We start from the raw sequence: 15,649 nt of genomic DNA on the forward strand, positions 1-15,649 counted from the left end.
ACCAACTTTCCTTTGTTCCAGGGCCGGCGGGTGCAGGTAGCAGTGATGTTCATGGCAAGTCCTCCACATGTGGGAGGACAAGCATGGCTAGCCAGAGAAGTGGTTGCTAACCGGCCAAAAGCAGTCCTTGAGAGCGATCGACCCGAAGCAGATGGTGTCCACCCGTGTAGCTGGACGGGCTGACCTATGCAGTTCGCTTGCAGCGCTGGCTGTATGCAACATACCGTTTAGCGGGGCGGGGATTGGAAACCTCGTCTCGGCACATTGGACTTGCCCTCAATGTCCGCTGGCTTCTTGACGACTCGTACCCCTGAGACTTCCTAGTCACTAGTGACGGTTTTGGTTGATAACGTGAAACCGCCACTCGGTTAGATTCGCATGGTGCAAAACTATCGCTACGCGGATACCTACGCCTGTGGCGGGGCGTCCAGATCTTCCGTGGCTCATATTGTCATTCGATGCTGGAGCGCGGTTGCGATGCTCAATGAAATGCTGCGACGTGATCGTGAATCATCAGCCATGGCACCGTGGTGGGTTCTCCTTAAAGCGAAGAAGTTTCAAATGCGCCAGCTTCTAGTGTGCGGCTTGCTAAGTTGCCTGGCTTTCGCTGCGCCGGCAGAGGTTATGTCACCGGCGCAATTGCACTTTCTGGAAGTAAACGCTGCTGAACCCGAGGCTACCCAGGCCTGGAGGCGGGGCGTGTACATTTGGGATAGCCGTGCGTTGCTCAATCCTGCTACTCGAACCGACGAGCTGTCTCGCCTGGACCGCACGGGCATCCAACGTCTATATATCGGGCTGAGCGCCGAGCAATTAGCGCAACCGGAAGTTGTGCGGACGCTCGATGCGGTTGCCATAACGCTCAGAAAACGTGGCTTCGAGCCTGTGCTGCTTTTGGGTGATCCAGACTGGATGGCGCCTGAGAACCGCGCTTCGCTGATCGCCATCATTTCGAAATTGAAGTCTGTGTCGTTCTCAGCACTTCATCTGGATCTGGAAGTTGAGCAGCGTGGCTGGCCGGTTCCGGCGAAACATGTGCGTGAATGGCTGGACACGCTAAAGCATGTGGCAGCCGCTAGTCCTTGGCCTGTCGAAATATCGAGCCATTACCGCTGGTTTACTGAGGAGATGGGTGGCTTTCCTTGCGCTCCGTGTGAGCTACCTTCCATCGGTGTAAGTAAGGTGAGTTTGATGATCTACACCCGCAGTGCTGAACGCAGCGCCCAGCTCACGGAGAAAATCGCTCAGCGCTGGCCGGCCGTGCGCTTTCGACTCGCGCAGAGCATAGAGCCTCAGCTTGCGCCTGAAGAAACCTGGGGCGGCGCAGCACAGGCTCTACTTCAAGAGCAGGACAGCTTTTGGCGGGCTAGGCTGCAGCCTTTGGCTGTAGGGGGTATCGACTGGCAAGAGTGGGAATATTATCCAACCGGCCAACAACTATGAAAATCTATTGCTAATAAACGAAACAGCTACGATCCGGAAGCAGCAGGAGCCGGTTGCCGCTCTAACGTTTCCTGCCTCGCATTGCTCCAAGATGCTAATTTTCTACTTGCACCGACGAGGTCTTCGTGCCGTTCGTAAACAAGCCTGCCATCTTGGCACGTGCCATCGCCATTATAGTTCTTGTCAGTTTGCTGATAGTTGCCGTTACCGCTTTTATCGAGCGAAACACATTTGATCGCTTAGATGATCTAAACGGGCCTACTGAAGTGAGCCATATCTCTGACCAGGGGCGTTCCGACTGGAATCGCTTCGCCAGCGGAGAGCCTTCTCGTCTTGCAATCTTGTTGACTGATAAGGATTCCGCTTGGCTCGGCCTGTCTCATGGCCTCAAAAGTATCGGCGTGCCGTTCACTATTACCGATGACGTCGCCGAGGCTACTCGTCATAACGTCGTCCTCGTGTATCCGTTGCTTTCGGGACGCACCCTTGACGATGCTGGGCGCACAGCGCTGCGCCGCCACGTGGAAGCAGGACGGACTCTAATAGCCACACAAGTGCTGGGTGGCGGACTACACGATCTGTTTGGCTTCGAATCGACTTTGGAATCGCGAGCTCACCACAGTATCACCTTCGAACAAGCGCCAGCCCTTGGCTGGATCAGCGATCCCCATGAAAAGACAGTACTGCTTGGCCAGCCTGATCTGCCGACAAGTTGGATCGGCACGCAAACGTATGTGAATGCGCAGCAGGTTTTGGCCAGGTTCGAAGACGGATCCGCCGCTTTGGTCAGAGGAGACAACAAGGCAGGCGGCAGCGCATATGCGTTGGGTTTTGACCTCGGCTTTTTCATCATGCGAGCGCACAACGATCGTAATGACCAAGGCTACCGGGCCTATGCCAATGGTTATGAGCCCTCCGTCGACGTATGGCTGCGCTGGCTCAGGGCTGTCTATCGCCAGCACGAACCGCTAGCCGTCACGATTGGCTCTGTGCCACAAGGCCAACGCCTGGCTGCGGTCGTGACGTTTGATGTGGATTACGTCAAGTCGATGGGCAATCTACTTGCCTATCGGGACTTGCTCGTGCGGGAAGGAATACCGGCAACCTTTTTCCTACAAACAAAATACTACCGCGACTTTCAGGACGAAGGTTTTTTCAACGACCGTACGCTTGCTGCGATGGATGCCTTGGTGGCGGCTGGTATGGAGATAGCCAGCCACTCAGTTAGCCATTCCGACATGTACGCCTCGCTTCCGCTTGGTGATGGGAGCGAGCAATATCCGACCTACCAGCCGAGGGTTAAGGCTCTCGGCGATACGCAAGGTGCGACGGTGATGGGCGAGCTTAGGGTGAGCCGCTTTTTGTTGGAGCAACTGACCGGTCGCTCGGTGGTCTCGTTCCGTCCCGGCTATCTAGCAACACCGCCTCGCCTCCCTGAGGCTCTGGCCGCATCGGGCTATCGCTTTTCGAGTTCAGCAACTGCAGGGAACCTCACCACACACTTACCGTTTCGCACAAACACGCAACGGATGTATAGCGATGAAACGACAGTGTTTGAGTTTCCAATTGCGATTGAAGATGAGATACCGCCGATTATGGATCAGCGAGTCGAGGAGGCGGTTGAGCTGGCCGAGAAGCTTGCCCGATATGGCGCAAGTTACGTGATGCTGCTTCACCCGAATGAAGTTGACCATAAGTACCGCTTCTTGGAGCAGATCCTTCCTCGACTCAAACCATTCGCCTGGTTTGGAACCATGAGCCAGTACGGCAGCTGGTGGGCTGCACGCGATAAAGTCGAGGTCGATGTGCTGGCGCAACGCGGTCAAATTGTGCTCAACGTCCAAGCGCAAGAGCCTATTAAAGATCTGGTATTTGAGTTGCCAACTGGCCTGCGGCCGGTCTCTGGCAGCGCCATGCAAAAGCTATCCGATGGGCGATGGCTGTTCCGCGATATTCCCGCCGGCACGATTATGATTGACTTACATCACTAAAGACGCAGGAAATCCAGGTTCGACTGCGACTGTCACCACGGGCAGGTTTTGGCCGGAGGCGGTCATCGATGACAGGCAGCTGCCGGCCAAAAGCAGACATCGGTGGAAAGTCGCTCACTCAGACAATGGGCTTTTCGGCAGCTGCCGTTTGGCTAACAATCTCCGTATCCGTTCTCCAACGCCGAAGTACCGCAATGGATCAGATACTGTCGCTTCTCTCCGAAACTGTTCCCAAGGCCCGCACACTTGAAGAGCTGACACGCCCCCTGCTGACGCTGCTCGGCCAGGTCACGGGGATGGAGTCGACTTATCTGACAACCATCCATGCCGAGGAGGGAGTCCAGCGCATCGAGTATTCCCGCAACGTTGGCAACATGGTCATCCCAGAGGGACTGGTTGTGCCCTGGGCCGATACGCTGTGCAAGCGGGCCCTGGAAGAGAACCGGCTGTACTCGGACAACGTGACCGAATGCTGGGGGGATTCGGAAGCTGCTGCGGCCCTGGGCATCAAGACCTATGTCAGCGCGCCGATCCGATCCCACGATGGCCGCGTGCTGGGCACGGTCTGTGCTGCCAGCTCGGCCAAGGTGCCTCGCGCGCCGGATGCCGAACCGCTACTCATGCTGCTGTCGGGGCTGCTGAGCTATTCGCTCGAGCGCGAGCAACTGGTCGAGCGACTGCAGGTCGCCAACGGCGAGCTGGCCAAGCTAGCCCTGACCGATTCCCTGACGGGCCTGCCCAACCGGCGAGCCATCCTCAACGAATCGGCTCACCTGTTCGCCCTAGCCGAGCGCGAGCTCAAGTACCTGCTGGTGGGCGTCGTCGACCTAGATGGCTTCAAGCTGATCAACGATACCCATGGCCATATGGCGGGCGACCAGTTCCTGCGTGGCGTCGCCGACAAATTGCAACACAGCCTGCGGGCCAGCGACATCGTAGGGCGGACCGGAGGCGACGAGTTCATCGTGTTAGCTCTGGGCAACCCATCCGAACACGAGGACCTGGAAACAGGCATGAGCCATACCGCAGAGCTGCTGCAGAAGCGTTTGACCGAAGCACCGATCGGCCACTACGAGCTGGACCATGGCATCGGCGACCTGAGCTATACGGGTGCGAGTGTCGGCGTTGTGGCAGTCATGCCTGAAAGCATGACGGCAGAGGACGCGATCAAGCTCGCGGATCGCGAAATGTACAAGGTCAAGCAGGGACGCAAACTTCGGGCATGAGGCTGACAGGCCAGCACCGGCTCGTCTCAGGTTTCGCCGCCCGCTAACCGGGGGCAGCGAAGCAATCGCACGGAGGCAATGAGGTTTTCGTCATCCAGCCTCAGCTGGCCGTTCAGCACCGCCTGCTGCCCCTCACCATTGGATGCTATCGGCCAAAAGCAGCTGCTGGAGAGGCCTCTAGGGAAGCGGGGCCTATTCACCATGTTCGCTCTTTCATTTCTTCTAGTGGGCTGTCATTCGCCTTGGGCTTCAGAAATGCGCTCGCGGAGCCTGTTCCAATGTGGCTTGAGCTGCTTCTTGATCGAGGGGGCGTTCATGATTCTGGCTGCCCGGTAACCATATGAGATGAAGTTTCTTCGACCTAGGTAGGAGTATCGCTTGTACAACTTCTTCAGGAACATCGAACGGGGCAACTGGCCTCTGGAAATCCGTTTGGCATTGACCTTGTCCATACATTTTTCGGCCAGCCAGATGCCTCTGTGTACACGGTACTGGTAGCGAGCCAGTGACGATGAGCGCAAGTAAATGTTGGCCCCATCGAAGATAAAACCCAACCTCAAAAGCGGGAGCCAAACGGCATGAACAGCACAGTCACACACCGAGCTAACAGAGCCCTGAAATTCCAGCACAGCTGCTTTCAAACCAGGCTACTAGCCTGCCTCAGGCTCCGACTAAAAAGTCATCGACTCAGTTCTCATGATCTCCGGCGACCCGGCCCAGCATGCTTGCGTCAAAGAGAAGTTCTGCAGTGCAGCTGCTCTGGGCAAGAGATGCGTCGCCAGTTACGTAGGAACGATTGCCGTCAACCTTGTAGGTCAGCGTGAGTTCAGAACCCGGATCCGCAAACAGAAGAAGCCGCTCAAGCTTCTCCAGCTGCCACGAATCGCTACCGTTCACGTGAGCGGGAGTAACAACCAGCACGCTTTTTACGAGCCAGTTGGATCGCTGAGACTCCATAAGGGACTGCAGCGAGCGCTCATGGCCAACCAAGACCATGTGACTCCACTGCATGCCATCTCCATGCTCCACGACGCAGACGTAGAACCAGGGGCGATGGATGTCATGTTCGACAGCTGCCCAAAGCATCGGCTCGTCGGGGAATGCCGGATGGGAAGGTATCCGAGCATGCGAATAGGTCTGAAACATCGGAAACTCCCAAAATATCGCTATAGAGCATAGCCCAAATCATCTGCGCGCGGCTTCATCGTTCCTTTTGTGGGGCGACGAATGGGCACTTCTCTTAGACATGCCATTGGAGAGGCAATAAAGGCGTTTCGAACTGCTCGATCCGTCAGCCAGGAAAGCTTGGGAGCGAGCCAGAGCTACATGAGCGAGCTCGAAAGGGGCGTAAAAAAGAACGTTACCTTTGTGAAGATCGACCAAGTGAGCGAAGCAATTGGGGTACACCCGATCACAATCATGACTGCGGCCTATCGACTGTCTGATCCCGAAACCAGCCTGCAAGAACTCCTCGCTCGGGTAGAGCGTGAGATGGCCGAAGTGGATCTTTGAGCCCCTGAAGTCCGCATCCATAGACAAGGTAGAGCCTTGATGGGCTTAGGCCTCTCAGTTGCTTCCTGCAATCTCGTCGAATCCGAGTTGCAGAGCGTTAAGAGATTCGCCCCCTAGTGATCGATCTTCAAATGCATATAGGAGTAGCTGCTCCTAAACAGGAGCTACGAGCAAAAATACCCTCAGACCTCGCAGAAGCATGCACTCAATTCCTCTCGAAAAATCAGCGCCGAAGAACGGAGTAAGCCTCTGAGTACGTGAGCCACATTTTCGAAAACTATCCAATCGCCTTGGAGGACCGGTAGTCGGATCAGATACAAGAGGTCTGCGCCACGCCAGAGAAACGCAAGCAAGTCACTGTGTATAATTCCCCCTAAGCTTGATGAGAGGAGACACACAATGAGACTGCTACATACCATGCTTCGCGTTGGCGACCTTGATCGGTCGATCGATTTCTATACACGCATCTTGGGAATGACGCTGCTACGTCGCCACGAATATCCAGACGGTCAGTTCACTTTGGCCTTCGTCGGCTACGGCAACGAGGCCGAAAACAGCGTGATCGAGCTGACCTACAACTGGGGTGTTGATAAATATGATCTCGGCACTGCATACGGACACATAGCAATTGAGGTAGAGAATGCCGCAAAAGCTTGCGATGACATCAGAAATAATGGTGGCACCGTAACTCGAGAAGCTGGCCCAATGAAGCATGGCAAGACAGTGATTGCGTTCGTCGCTGACCCAGACGGGTACAAAGTAGAGCTGATACAAAAATCTACTTAACAACTTTGATAGCTGCGGAATTTGCCTTTGCGAGTTCCGCTCTAACTGCGGTGAGCTCCACTAGCAGTGAAACCTCTCTCACTAAGGCCGCCTCGTATAAATCTCTGTATTTACGCACATCATCACGAAGAGAATTTTCATCCCCGTCAGAGCCGCCTTTTTGCTTTGCTGCTGCACGCTCGATAGACTCTATTAAGTCCAAAAATTGAGTTCTAGACTTCTTTATACTCCCCCTACCCCGCCCCGCCTCAAGCGCGACAGTATCCTTTGAAATCTTGCTGCCTCTCGAAACCCGAATCGGAGTATTTTTAGACAGGCGATCCAAGGCATCGTAATACTCAGTCATCACATCCACATCACCCTCCTTTATTAATTATTCTATCAAGAGCAGTTTTATAGTCATCTAGAATAGCCATCTCGTTTTTCCAAACAACTGTAGCGGCATCCAGCTTGGCAACATGGCCTTCCTGCGAAACAATAAGCTTTCGGAGTGAAGCAACCTTAATGACAGATTGATCACATTTAGTGACGCAATGTGAGAAAACGCCAAAGGATCGATGAATACAGTCGCCGCTATTCATACATCCTCCTATCGGCGTTTCCGTATATGAAATCAAGCCATTACGAGCTTTTCGCTGAGTTTCTTTAAACTCCTCGCGGGAGATCTCAACATTCTCAGGCGGCTTACGGTACCAAATCCCCTTGGGACCGAAAGATGGATCTGGACTTGAAAGCACGTTTTTAATGAAAGCAAGGGCCTGAGACTCGAGCTGAGCCTTGGCATACTGCACTGAAATGTGATCATCATAGGTCTCAAGGAGATTCTTAGCGAAGAAGCTTCCAGATGAGTAATATCGAGACATTTCTTCAGTAATGTGCTGAAGCTGTCTTTTAAGGGAAGGCAATGTCACCAACCCTGAACGCGTAGCGTAAAGGGCCAAAGATCGGCGGAGCTGATGTACTGTCAGATGCCATTTAGAACCAACTTTGAATGCCTTATCGAGCGCCCACATACGAAATGGATCTATATCCTGAAGCTCTTGCAAGTCCTCATCAGTAATCGCGACCATCAATCTGTCGACTAGTGTTTTGAAATGACATAAATCGAGGCGAGGCCCGCGAAGCTCATCGCCGAACCCCTTAATAAGAAGCCCAGGGGCCAGAAATAGTGGAGCATCATCAGGAACATGATCTCCCCCCAAGGCAAGGCGGTAGATAACAGCTGAAATTTTCTTCACAACTTCAACAGCTCTATAAGCCTCCTTTGAGGTAACCCATTTAGCCCGCTTCTTTTTTCCGTCCGCAAATTTCGTCGTAAACCCCTTGATCATGTAGTGCTTCTTGCCGCGCCCAGACACAGGCTCAAGACAGTTATAGGGCAAAAACTCTACTTCGCCGTCCCGCATACCGGAGAATGTATGGATTACAAGCTTGCATGATACAAATATCTCCAACAACGCTCGATTAATACTCTTCAGCGTTTCACCTATCCCCCTTTGCGCAAAATGCTCAGCTAAACCAAACTCATCAAGAAGAACCTCAATATATTTTTTTGGCCTTTCATTAGAAGGTATTTCACGAAAGCTATTAGCTCTCTCAACCAAACCTAACAAGCCATCTATTATGGCTTCGTTATAACTTAGATCTTCAAGCAAATTAGAAATAAACAAAGAATAAATTCTAGTCGGCAGAGGCGGATGCTGCCTTGCACCTACTTCGCTACGATATTCGACCTGCCTTGCTCTAACCTCTACCAGCATAGTCCGCCCAACAGGCACGAAACCTAGATCTGAGATATCAAACTGCTGCAAAGTAGAAACTACTTGCGCCAAGCTTCTTAATTGATTTTGATTATGAGAATTTAAAAAATCTATAAAAATATCATCCACCGAAAGAACATGACCTAGTCCAATCTCATTCTTCAACGCATAACGACAAACCATCACAAGGAGGTCGAAATAATGCCTAATCGTTGTTACACTCAAAGGATTTCCAGAGCGCTTAAAAATAATTAAAAAAATTAAATTATGAAGTTCAGAAATAAGACCCATCTCGATCAAGCTGGGATATTTTCGCTTTACACACCAGTGAGAAAAGTTGAAACTGCATGGCTTGGGCTTAGGAGAAAATGCCGATAAATCCCAAGTAAGATCCGGATAAAAAGAAACGGGATTCCCTTCCTTATCCCAACTAACGGGCATATCTGCGCGATTGGAGCATGGAGGTATCTTGATCAGTGCCGGAGCACCTTGAAGATTTGGAAAAACACTCATTAAAGAACACCTACCTGAATGAGAAGCTCGATTTTTCCTTCCCAGTAGGAATCTAACTGGTGCTCCTCGTTAATACTTCTCTCAATATCAGCCACCATCAAATACAATTCAGGAGACAAACTCTCAATATAATCTATGATTTCATCTATCCTATCTAATACGGGCTGATACCAAGAACTCTGAGCCATCTCTGATGGATTAATATACGACACACGCTCAACAAAATATCTACAGCTGAGGAGCTTCCTCACACCTTCCTCGTTTGCATGAACCTTAAAGAACCTACAAAAGAAGCAGCCAAAATCGCCTTTACAATCAGGAGTAATAGGAGCGTTTTCTTCAGCTTCTGGATTTCCAACGCTCTGACACATCGCGCTGCCTATCTGAGTAAACCTCTCAGACAGTTTACCCACTACCACCACAAGCCTTCTAAAGAACTCTGAGAACTGTTTCTTTTGATCACTTTCTCTTCCTTGGGAGTAGTGCATCTCGATAGTTTCCGGCTCACTCTGCAACGTGATTGATGCAATACCTGTATTGTACTTCGCTATATGAGAATCTGACTTAGCCGCCCGCCATTCGCGAGTTCTCACTAATCGGAAATCTCTATCAACGCGCAGTAAAAATTTTTCCAAACGGACGAGAACACCCGAGTCCAAAGCACAAACTTTCTTGTCGTAAGGCACGGTGAAGAACAGTAGAGAGCATTCGACTCCATTCAGAAGCCTGCTTCTAAATTCTAAAAACAACTCAAACTCTGCGACAAACTCAGTTGAGGCTCTAAATGTCTTTAAAACACCACCTGCACGCCACTTAATAACTTTGAAATGCGGGTCTGATTTTTCTATCTTGTATGAATCCCCCCAAGGTAGCTCGCATACCTGCTTAAGATTCATTGAGGTTTTAGCTTGAAACATTGCAACAAAGGCAATCATGGCATGATTAGCCAGCGTAATCCTATGAATACTTCTAGGATCAGCGTTTGCTTCGCGAATCTGTTTCAGCATCAAATTTCTGCAAGTGCGCGCAGTCTCTCGATTGTTGTATACGATCTCAGCGTCATCTAACGATCTAACCCATCCTTTCTCAAAATCCACAATAAGCGCGGGCCTAGTCATCCCAGAACTTGCGTTACTGAATGGGGATCTAAACTTGATCATACAAGGAAAGACCCACAACGCACCCCCAAGGTAATCAGGCAACTTCCAACTGTATGGATAACGTTCAAAACCAACAAATAAATTCGAAAATCCTACATAAGCAGCTCGACACATCGCATAGGATCTTGCCTGCACATCATCTTCCGGAGCCTCGGTCGGAGTTCCAAACAAATTATTGTGCTTAAGTAGTGGAACACCATGCCCGACATACTCATCATCAAATGCAACAGAAACAATCTCAATAATACTTCGCTGAGCTGTGGCATATTTATTCTTTGCAATGTCATCCAAACGATATTGAAGACCCATAAACAAGCAAAACTCTTTGACACAACCCCTCCGCTCTTGAACCACAGTCAAATCTAAAAACCTTGGATCACGATCACACCAATCTAAGAAAATCTTAAGTTGCGCCCACGCCCCCCTTATCGTCGAAAGGCTAAGACCACGATAATTCCTAAGCTGTATAAAATAATTAATAAAAAATGGAATACACTTAGCACGAACCTCACAATAACTATTGCGCTCAACTCTTTTAATGTGCGATCTAGACCCAGCTTTGTCATCCCTTTCCGCAAAACAGTATGAACCTATATCAAAGGTATAACGCTCGGCCCTTAAAACAATCTCACTAGGCCTTTCACCGTCATAAGATTCAACCTTATCTACATCAATGAATGACACCTCCCGTGCTTCCTTCATTGATAATCCTCCACCCTCCAACCTGCCAACAAATCCAAGCGCCGCTCCCAATCAAGCTGAGCCTGCAGTGCAACCTTGTTGTTTTCGGCATAAGACATATAACTATCTAGAGCTTTTTTAGTCGCATGACCTAATCTGAATCTTATATATTCCCTAATATAAGAATCCGATAGCTTCTCTTTTCCAGACAGCGAAGAAAGGCTGTTGTATATATTCATTGCGAAGGATGCTCTCAAATCGTGAAATCTATAAGAAAACACTTCGTGATCAATTTTCAGAGCGGGCCTGACTCTATCGGAAATAAATTGCCGTACAGCCGCACCTTCTAACGATATGAGCTTATCGTTACAGCCTGGATCTTGTATGGATTGATAGTATGGCGTGCCCCTATTACTTAGAAACAGATATTCCATCCCCTTGAATCGATCTCCCGTCGCCGCCTTCACCCGACTCTGATATCTACCACTATTAATATATAGCCTCAGTTTCTCTATTACTTCCCACGGCACCAGCAGCACATATCTCTTATTAAGCTTTGTATCAACACCGGTGCCAGGACCAACCTTAATATATGCGCAGTTGTTCGGACCTCGCTCACAAGAGGTAATATGCTCCGCGCGAATTGTTAGTACAGTTTGAATTCTCGCACCTGAGAATAGAGCAAGGATGTGGGCCAAATACATCTCGCTGTTCCCTAAGAGATAGAGCGTCTCCAACAACTTAATCTGCTGCGCATCCTGTAATGGCCTAAGCCTTCCACCATCAGTAATCAATGCAATATCTACTGGATCTGCACCTTTGAACGCCAAGTCGGTTGTAGTAACTACCCTATGCTTATCTTTTTTTCCTTCTTCATTAACTGGTATAAGGGTCTGCTTTTCTTTCCAAGGAGGGTTATCAGGAATAAATTTTTTATGTTCAGCTAACCATTTATAGAACGATATAACACAGGATATCTTGCGCCGTGCCGTCTTAATGGTGATTTCACCAGCATCCATTTTTAGCTTTAGATATGCCCGATAGCGATACGTAACTCTTTTATATCTTTCAGATGGAAAGAAACGGAAACTTAAATGTTCTTCGTTCAAGTAACGAAGATATAGGGCCAAGTCTTTTGCCAATGAAACACAGGTTCTTATATGACGTTTGTCGTCGTAAAACTTGCTGGCGAGGAAGAGACAGGCCTCAGGCCAAGGGGCCCCGTGCGAATCAACCACGATTGGAAAGGTGATGTGCTGGATACCAGTGTCACTGACCCCAGTGGTCAGAGCAGGCGTGGAGAGGTATGTGACAAGCGGCGTACTGACCAGCTGTGCGACTGGGTTCCCCAGCGCAGCTGTGCGGCTTAGCGCGAAGCGCTTGAGATGTAGGGAGTGCGCTTGACCAAGAGACATGGACGGTTCTCATTTGCTGAGCGACCTGTCCATAAATAGAACACTTTAGAAGGGTGTCAAATTAGTGGAAACTTTGGGGTGCATATGGGGGATGCCACCAGCAAACGTGAGCCATCTCACCGATGTACGACGCAAGGTCGTCCGTACGCAAGTTGAAGCCCTGATGTAGGTCAGTGCCAACAAATCGCAGTCCCATCTCCCTAGCAACATCGACGCTAGTACCGCCACCGATGCTCGGATCTACGACCAGGCCATCTTTTCTTTTCATGTAACTTTCCAGAAAGTCTTTGATAATTCTTCCTGTGCAGTTACCGCGATAGGATGACTTGCCCCAGTGACCACGATCCGGGTAAGAAACAACTGAGCCTGCAAACATGTCTATTCTCCATTCATTTTTGATGCTGGAGAACCCCGACTGGAGTTTCCCAGCCGGGTTTTAGGCGCTCGCCGTGTTAACCACGACGAGTAGCATTAGTCAGACAAACTCACCCTCTTCGCCGTTTGAGTAAACACGACAAGATGATGCGTAGTTCAACCAGCAAGCAGGATACTTATCCCGAGCTTGCTCAATTGCATGTAGCGAATCTTCTGCATCGCACTCGAACGTTGTTTCAGGGAGCAAAGCTCCGTTCACACGTTCGCGCAAGTAGATCCGATAGCGCAGATACAGCCGTGGTATCACCATGACTGACATGTTTCTCTCCTTTCATTTTCCAGAAGGGAGAAAGCCCGGTAAGGGGCTTCCCCCCCTACCGGGCTCATATTTACTTGCGCCGCATCATGCTCAGGAAATTCTCACGAACCTCCTCATGATCAGCGCCAGCTGCGTTACAGCAGGTTTTGAAGCTGAACGGTTCATCTTCGTCCGCCAGCACCCACAACATGCCATCCCACCAGTTTTCAATACTCACCTGAGGGTGAAGAATCTGGCGAAGTGTCATCTTGATCATGTAACTGCGCATCCAGTCGATGTAATCGTCAGTGATTTCATCCTCTGCGCGCAGCAACTCCAACTCCGCATCTGACATCTCAAGGATGTCGAGAAACCCAAGCTGAACCTGTACCTGGATGGGAACAGTTTTTCGCCGGGTGCGGCGCTCAAGAGAGCGGCGTTGAATAATTACTTCATCACCGAACAAGTCGAGTAATGGAGCTACAGCTACATTTTCCATTCTGGCCTCCCTTTCCAAGCGAAGGCCTCCCCCAGCAGGGTTGGCCCCTGCTGGGAATGGTTTGTTGTCTAGTTAAGCGGTTAGTACGTCTCGAACAACCTCAAACAGCGCTGTCTTCAATCTACTTACCGTCCCAACTGCAACGTATTTGGTGAAAAGCTTGCTGAGAACATAGCTATTAGCCGAGCCGAAGCCGAGTCCAATAACCTGTATCCCTGAAGCCTCACACCGCTCGAACATCTCTTTGCAATATCCGTCAGTACCGGAATTTGGCTCGCCATCGGTTATCACGAAAAGAATCTTCCGCTCTCCCTTTGCGCGTAAAACCTCAATCGCGGCAGGCCATATAGCCTGTGCCAATGGAGTTCCACCATGCGGCAGAGCACCAAATCCACCCGCTTCCACTGCAGCGCCAAGACGCTCGGTTGAACGCTTGATCAGATCGCAGCATTGACCGGCCCCAGCTGTGGTTGTGCCTGGAAAAGACATCGCCCCAGTTGTCACCAGTGGCAGCCCTTCAAGCCCCCTGAGAACGGCATACAGCGCCGCCTCAGCTTGTTCCATTGCCGCATCCATACTTACTGACTTGTCGAACAGGAACTGGATAGCAGCTGACTGACGCTCGGCCCGCGCTTTGCTTCGGAACACCCGCGTTTCGCCAGCTGGAAGCATGGCAATGCGCGAGGTATCGATCCGACGCCCTTGGCGCTTGAGCCTTACCCGACAGTCCACCTGTGCCTGCAGCAGTCCATTTAGGATCTGACGCAGACCAGCAGAGTGCGTTTCACCGGAAATACGACGCCTGCATGAGGCTTCGGCTGACCGGCGTACCGCTCTCCCTCCCAGGGGGAATGGCTTGATCGGAGTGAAGTGTGCCGCTGCCTTTCGGCCCAGCAACTCAGCTGCCGCATCGCCAACCTCCGAAATCAACCCTTGCAGGTCTTTTTCAGTGGCTTGCATTACGCGCTCACGCAATCCCAGTGGGGCACCTTGGCCATCACCGGGCTGTAGCGTTGCATCGCGCTGGCCTGAATCCTTCTGGTCGGAACTTCCGCCCTGACCTTCAGGAGATGATTTCTGCTCGGAATTTGGTTGCCCGCCTCCCGTGCCATCCTCACCGCCATTGGCTGGTTGATCACCGCCCGCTTCGTCACCCTGCGAAGAGTTCTGCTCTCCCGAAGGATCGCTTCCTTTTTCGCCGGTACCGTCACTGTCGGTGTTGCCGGTTTCGCCTTCGCCCTCCCCTTGCGGGTCGGCCTCCGACTCACCGTTTTCACCACTTTCGTCAGCACCTTCGTCATTGCCCTTTTCAGGCTCCGGCTCAGGCTTATCTTCGCTTGACGGAAGCAGCTCGATTATCGAATCCACCAGCGCCAGAACCTCTTTCGTGCTGTCGCACTTCAGAGTTTTCAGCACCTCGGCCATGATCTTGTCGGCTAACTCTTGGCCCAGTCGGGCTTCAAGCGCTTCGAGATAGGCTCGCGCGGGTACCTCTAGTTGCGGCTCCTGCAGTTTCCAGTAGCCGCCCATGAGGATTGCGTTATGGATGATCTCTACGTCTGTTGCCTGCGCGACTCGCTCAGGCTGAAACGGATCAAGCAGAACCTTGCGGTTCAGGTACCGAATGTCATCCTCGGTGCCAGGGTACTGATCCATCGACAGACGCTCGATACGGATGTCCTCCAGGATGTTCAGCAAGTTTTTGCGGAACGGAACCGGGGCATCCGCGCCGAATACCGCCATGTCAGTGTTACGGACATGGGAGCACTCATGCGCGATGAAGCCGAAGGACAGCGGTAAATCATCCTCACTGAATGGGACAGTTACCGTTTTTCCATCTGTGAAGGCTCGGGTTCCTTGCACCACCACCTTGACGCCGGTTTGTTCGGCCAGGTGTTGTGCGTAGTACGGGAGCGATCCAATCAGGGATTTAGCCATTTCGTTTCTCCATTCTCGCCACCGCCAGACGGAGAAACCCCCGCTGGGAGGT

The 15,649-nt window shown here is 51.2% G+C and carries 13 protein-coding genes; 5 read left to right on the top strand and 8 right to left on the bottom strand.

Annotated elements, in window-relative coordinates; translation table 11 throughout:
* The first annotated feature begins 477 nt into the window (after positions 1–477).
* The 3 genes from ACSSNI_RS18145 to ACSSNI_RS18155 all read left to right on the top strand — a co-directional run bounded on the left by ACSSNI_RS18145 (position 478) and on the right by ACSSNI_RS18155 (position 4,660).
* A complete protein-coding gene (locus tag ACSSNI_RS18145) occupies positions 478–1,443 on the top strand; it encodes a hypothetical protein (protein WP_165771289.1) in 966 nt (321 codons plus the stop codon).
* 125 nt (positions 1,444–1,568) lie between these two features.
* Positions 1,569–3,434 carry a polysaccharide deacetylase family protein gene (locus tag ACSSNI_RS18150; RefSeq protein WP_104739576.1) on the top strand — a complete coding sequence of 622 codons (1,866 nt, stop codon included), beginning with the start codon at positions 1,569–1,571 and terminating at the stop codon, positions 3,432–3,434.
* Positions 3,435–3,628: 194 nt separating this feature from the next.
* Complete coding sequence (locus ACSSNI_RS18155) at positions 3,629–4,660, top strand: sensor domain-containing diguanylate cyclase (protein WP_448259883.1); 1,032 nt, start codon at positions 3,629–3,631, stop codon at positions 4,658–4,660.
* A 687-nt stretch (positions 4,661–5,347) separates the two neighbouring features.
* Here the strand turns inward: ACSSNI_RS18155 and ACSSNI_RS18160 are convergent.
* A complete protein-coding gene (locus ACSSNI_RS18160) occupies positions 5,348–5,806 on the bottom strand; it encodes a hypothetical protein (RefSeq protein WP_200638671.1) in 459 nt (152 codons plus the stop codon).
* 180 nt (positions 5,807–5,986) lie between these two features.
* Here ACSSNI_RS18160 and ACSSNI_RS18165 point away from each other — a divergent pair, with 180 nt between their 5' ends.
* The gene (locus ACSSNI_RS18165) at positions 5,987–6,172 is read left to right on the top strand and encodes a hypothetical protein (protein ID WP_200638669.1); all 186 of its coding nucleotides are present in this window, start codon (positions 5,987–5,989) and stop codon (positions 6,170–6,172) included.
* A gap of 399 nt (positions 6,173–6,571) precedes the next feature.
* Positions 6,572–6,958: a lactoylglutathione lyase gene (gene gloA, locus ACSSNI_RS18170; RefSeq protein ID WP_200638667.1), complete on the top strand. Its 387-nt coding sequence runs from the start codon at positions 6,572–6,574 to the stop codon at positions 6,956–6,958.
* Here the strand turns inward: gloA and ACSSNI_RS18175 are convergent.
* From ACSSNI_RS18175 to ACSSNI_RS18205, 7 genes are all read right to left on the bottom strand, one after another.
* On the bottom strand, positions 6,951–7,313 hold the full coding sequence (locus ACSSNI_RS18175) for a hypothetical protein (RefSeq protein ID WP_234484533.1): 363 nt from the start codon (positions 7,311–7,313) through the stop codon (positions 6,951–6,953). The two genes, gloA and ACSSNI_RS18175, sit on opposite strands and share 8 nt — an antisense overlap.
* Before the next feature lies 1 nt (position 7,314).
* On the bottom strand, positions 7,315–9,231 hold the full coding sequence (locus ACSSNI_RS18180; protein ID WP_200638666.1) for a hypothetical protein: 1,917 nt from the start codon (positions 9,229–9,231) through the stop codon (positions 7,315–7,317).
* Positions 9,231–11,093, bottom strand: a complete 1,863-nt coding sequence (locus tag ACSSNI_RS18185; protein WP_200638665.1) for a hypothetical protein — start codon at positions 11,091–11,093, stop codon at positions 9,231–9,233. The genes ACSSNI_RS18180 and ACSSNI_RS18185 overlap by 1 nt, the downstream gene beginning before the upstream one ends.
* Positions 11,090–12,487 carry a site-specific integrase gene (locus ACSSNI_RS18190; protein ID WP_200638664.1) on the bottom strand — a complete coding sequence of 466 codons (1,398 nt, stop codon included), beginning with the start codon at positions 12,485–12,487 and terminating at the stop codon, positions 11,090–11,092. The genes ACSSNI_RS18185 and ACSSNI_RS18190 overlap by 4 nt, the downstream gene beginning before the upstream one ends.
* A 475-nt stretch (positions 12,488–12,962) precedes the next feature.
* A complete protein-coding gene (locus tag ACSSNI_RS18195) occupies positions 12,963–13,181 on the bottom strand; it encodes a hypothetical protein (RefSeq protein ID WP_125869341.1) in 219 nt (72 codons plus the stop codon).
* A 70-nt stretch (positions 13,182–13,251) separates the two neighbouring features.
* Positions 13,252–13,659 (bottom strand): hypothetical protein, encoded by a 408-nt coding sequence (locus ACSSNI_RS18200; RefSeq protein ID WP_019406495.1) that lies wholly within the window; start codon positions 13,657–13,659, stop codon positions 13,252–13,254.
* Positions 13,660–13,731: 72 nt separating this feature from the next.
* Positions 13,732–15,597 carry a VWA domain-containing protein gene (locus ACSSNI_RS18205; RefSeq protein ID WP_019406496.1) on the bottom strand — a complete coding sequence of 622 codons (1,866 nt, stop codon included), beginning with the start codon at positions 15,595–15,597 and terminating at the stop codon, positions 13,732–13,734.
* Positions 15,598–15,649 lie beyond the last annotated feature (52 nt).

The organism is Stutzerimonas tianxiuensis (assembly GCF_053470365.1).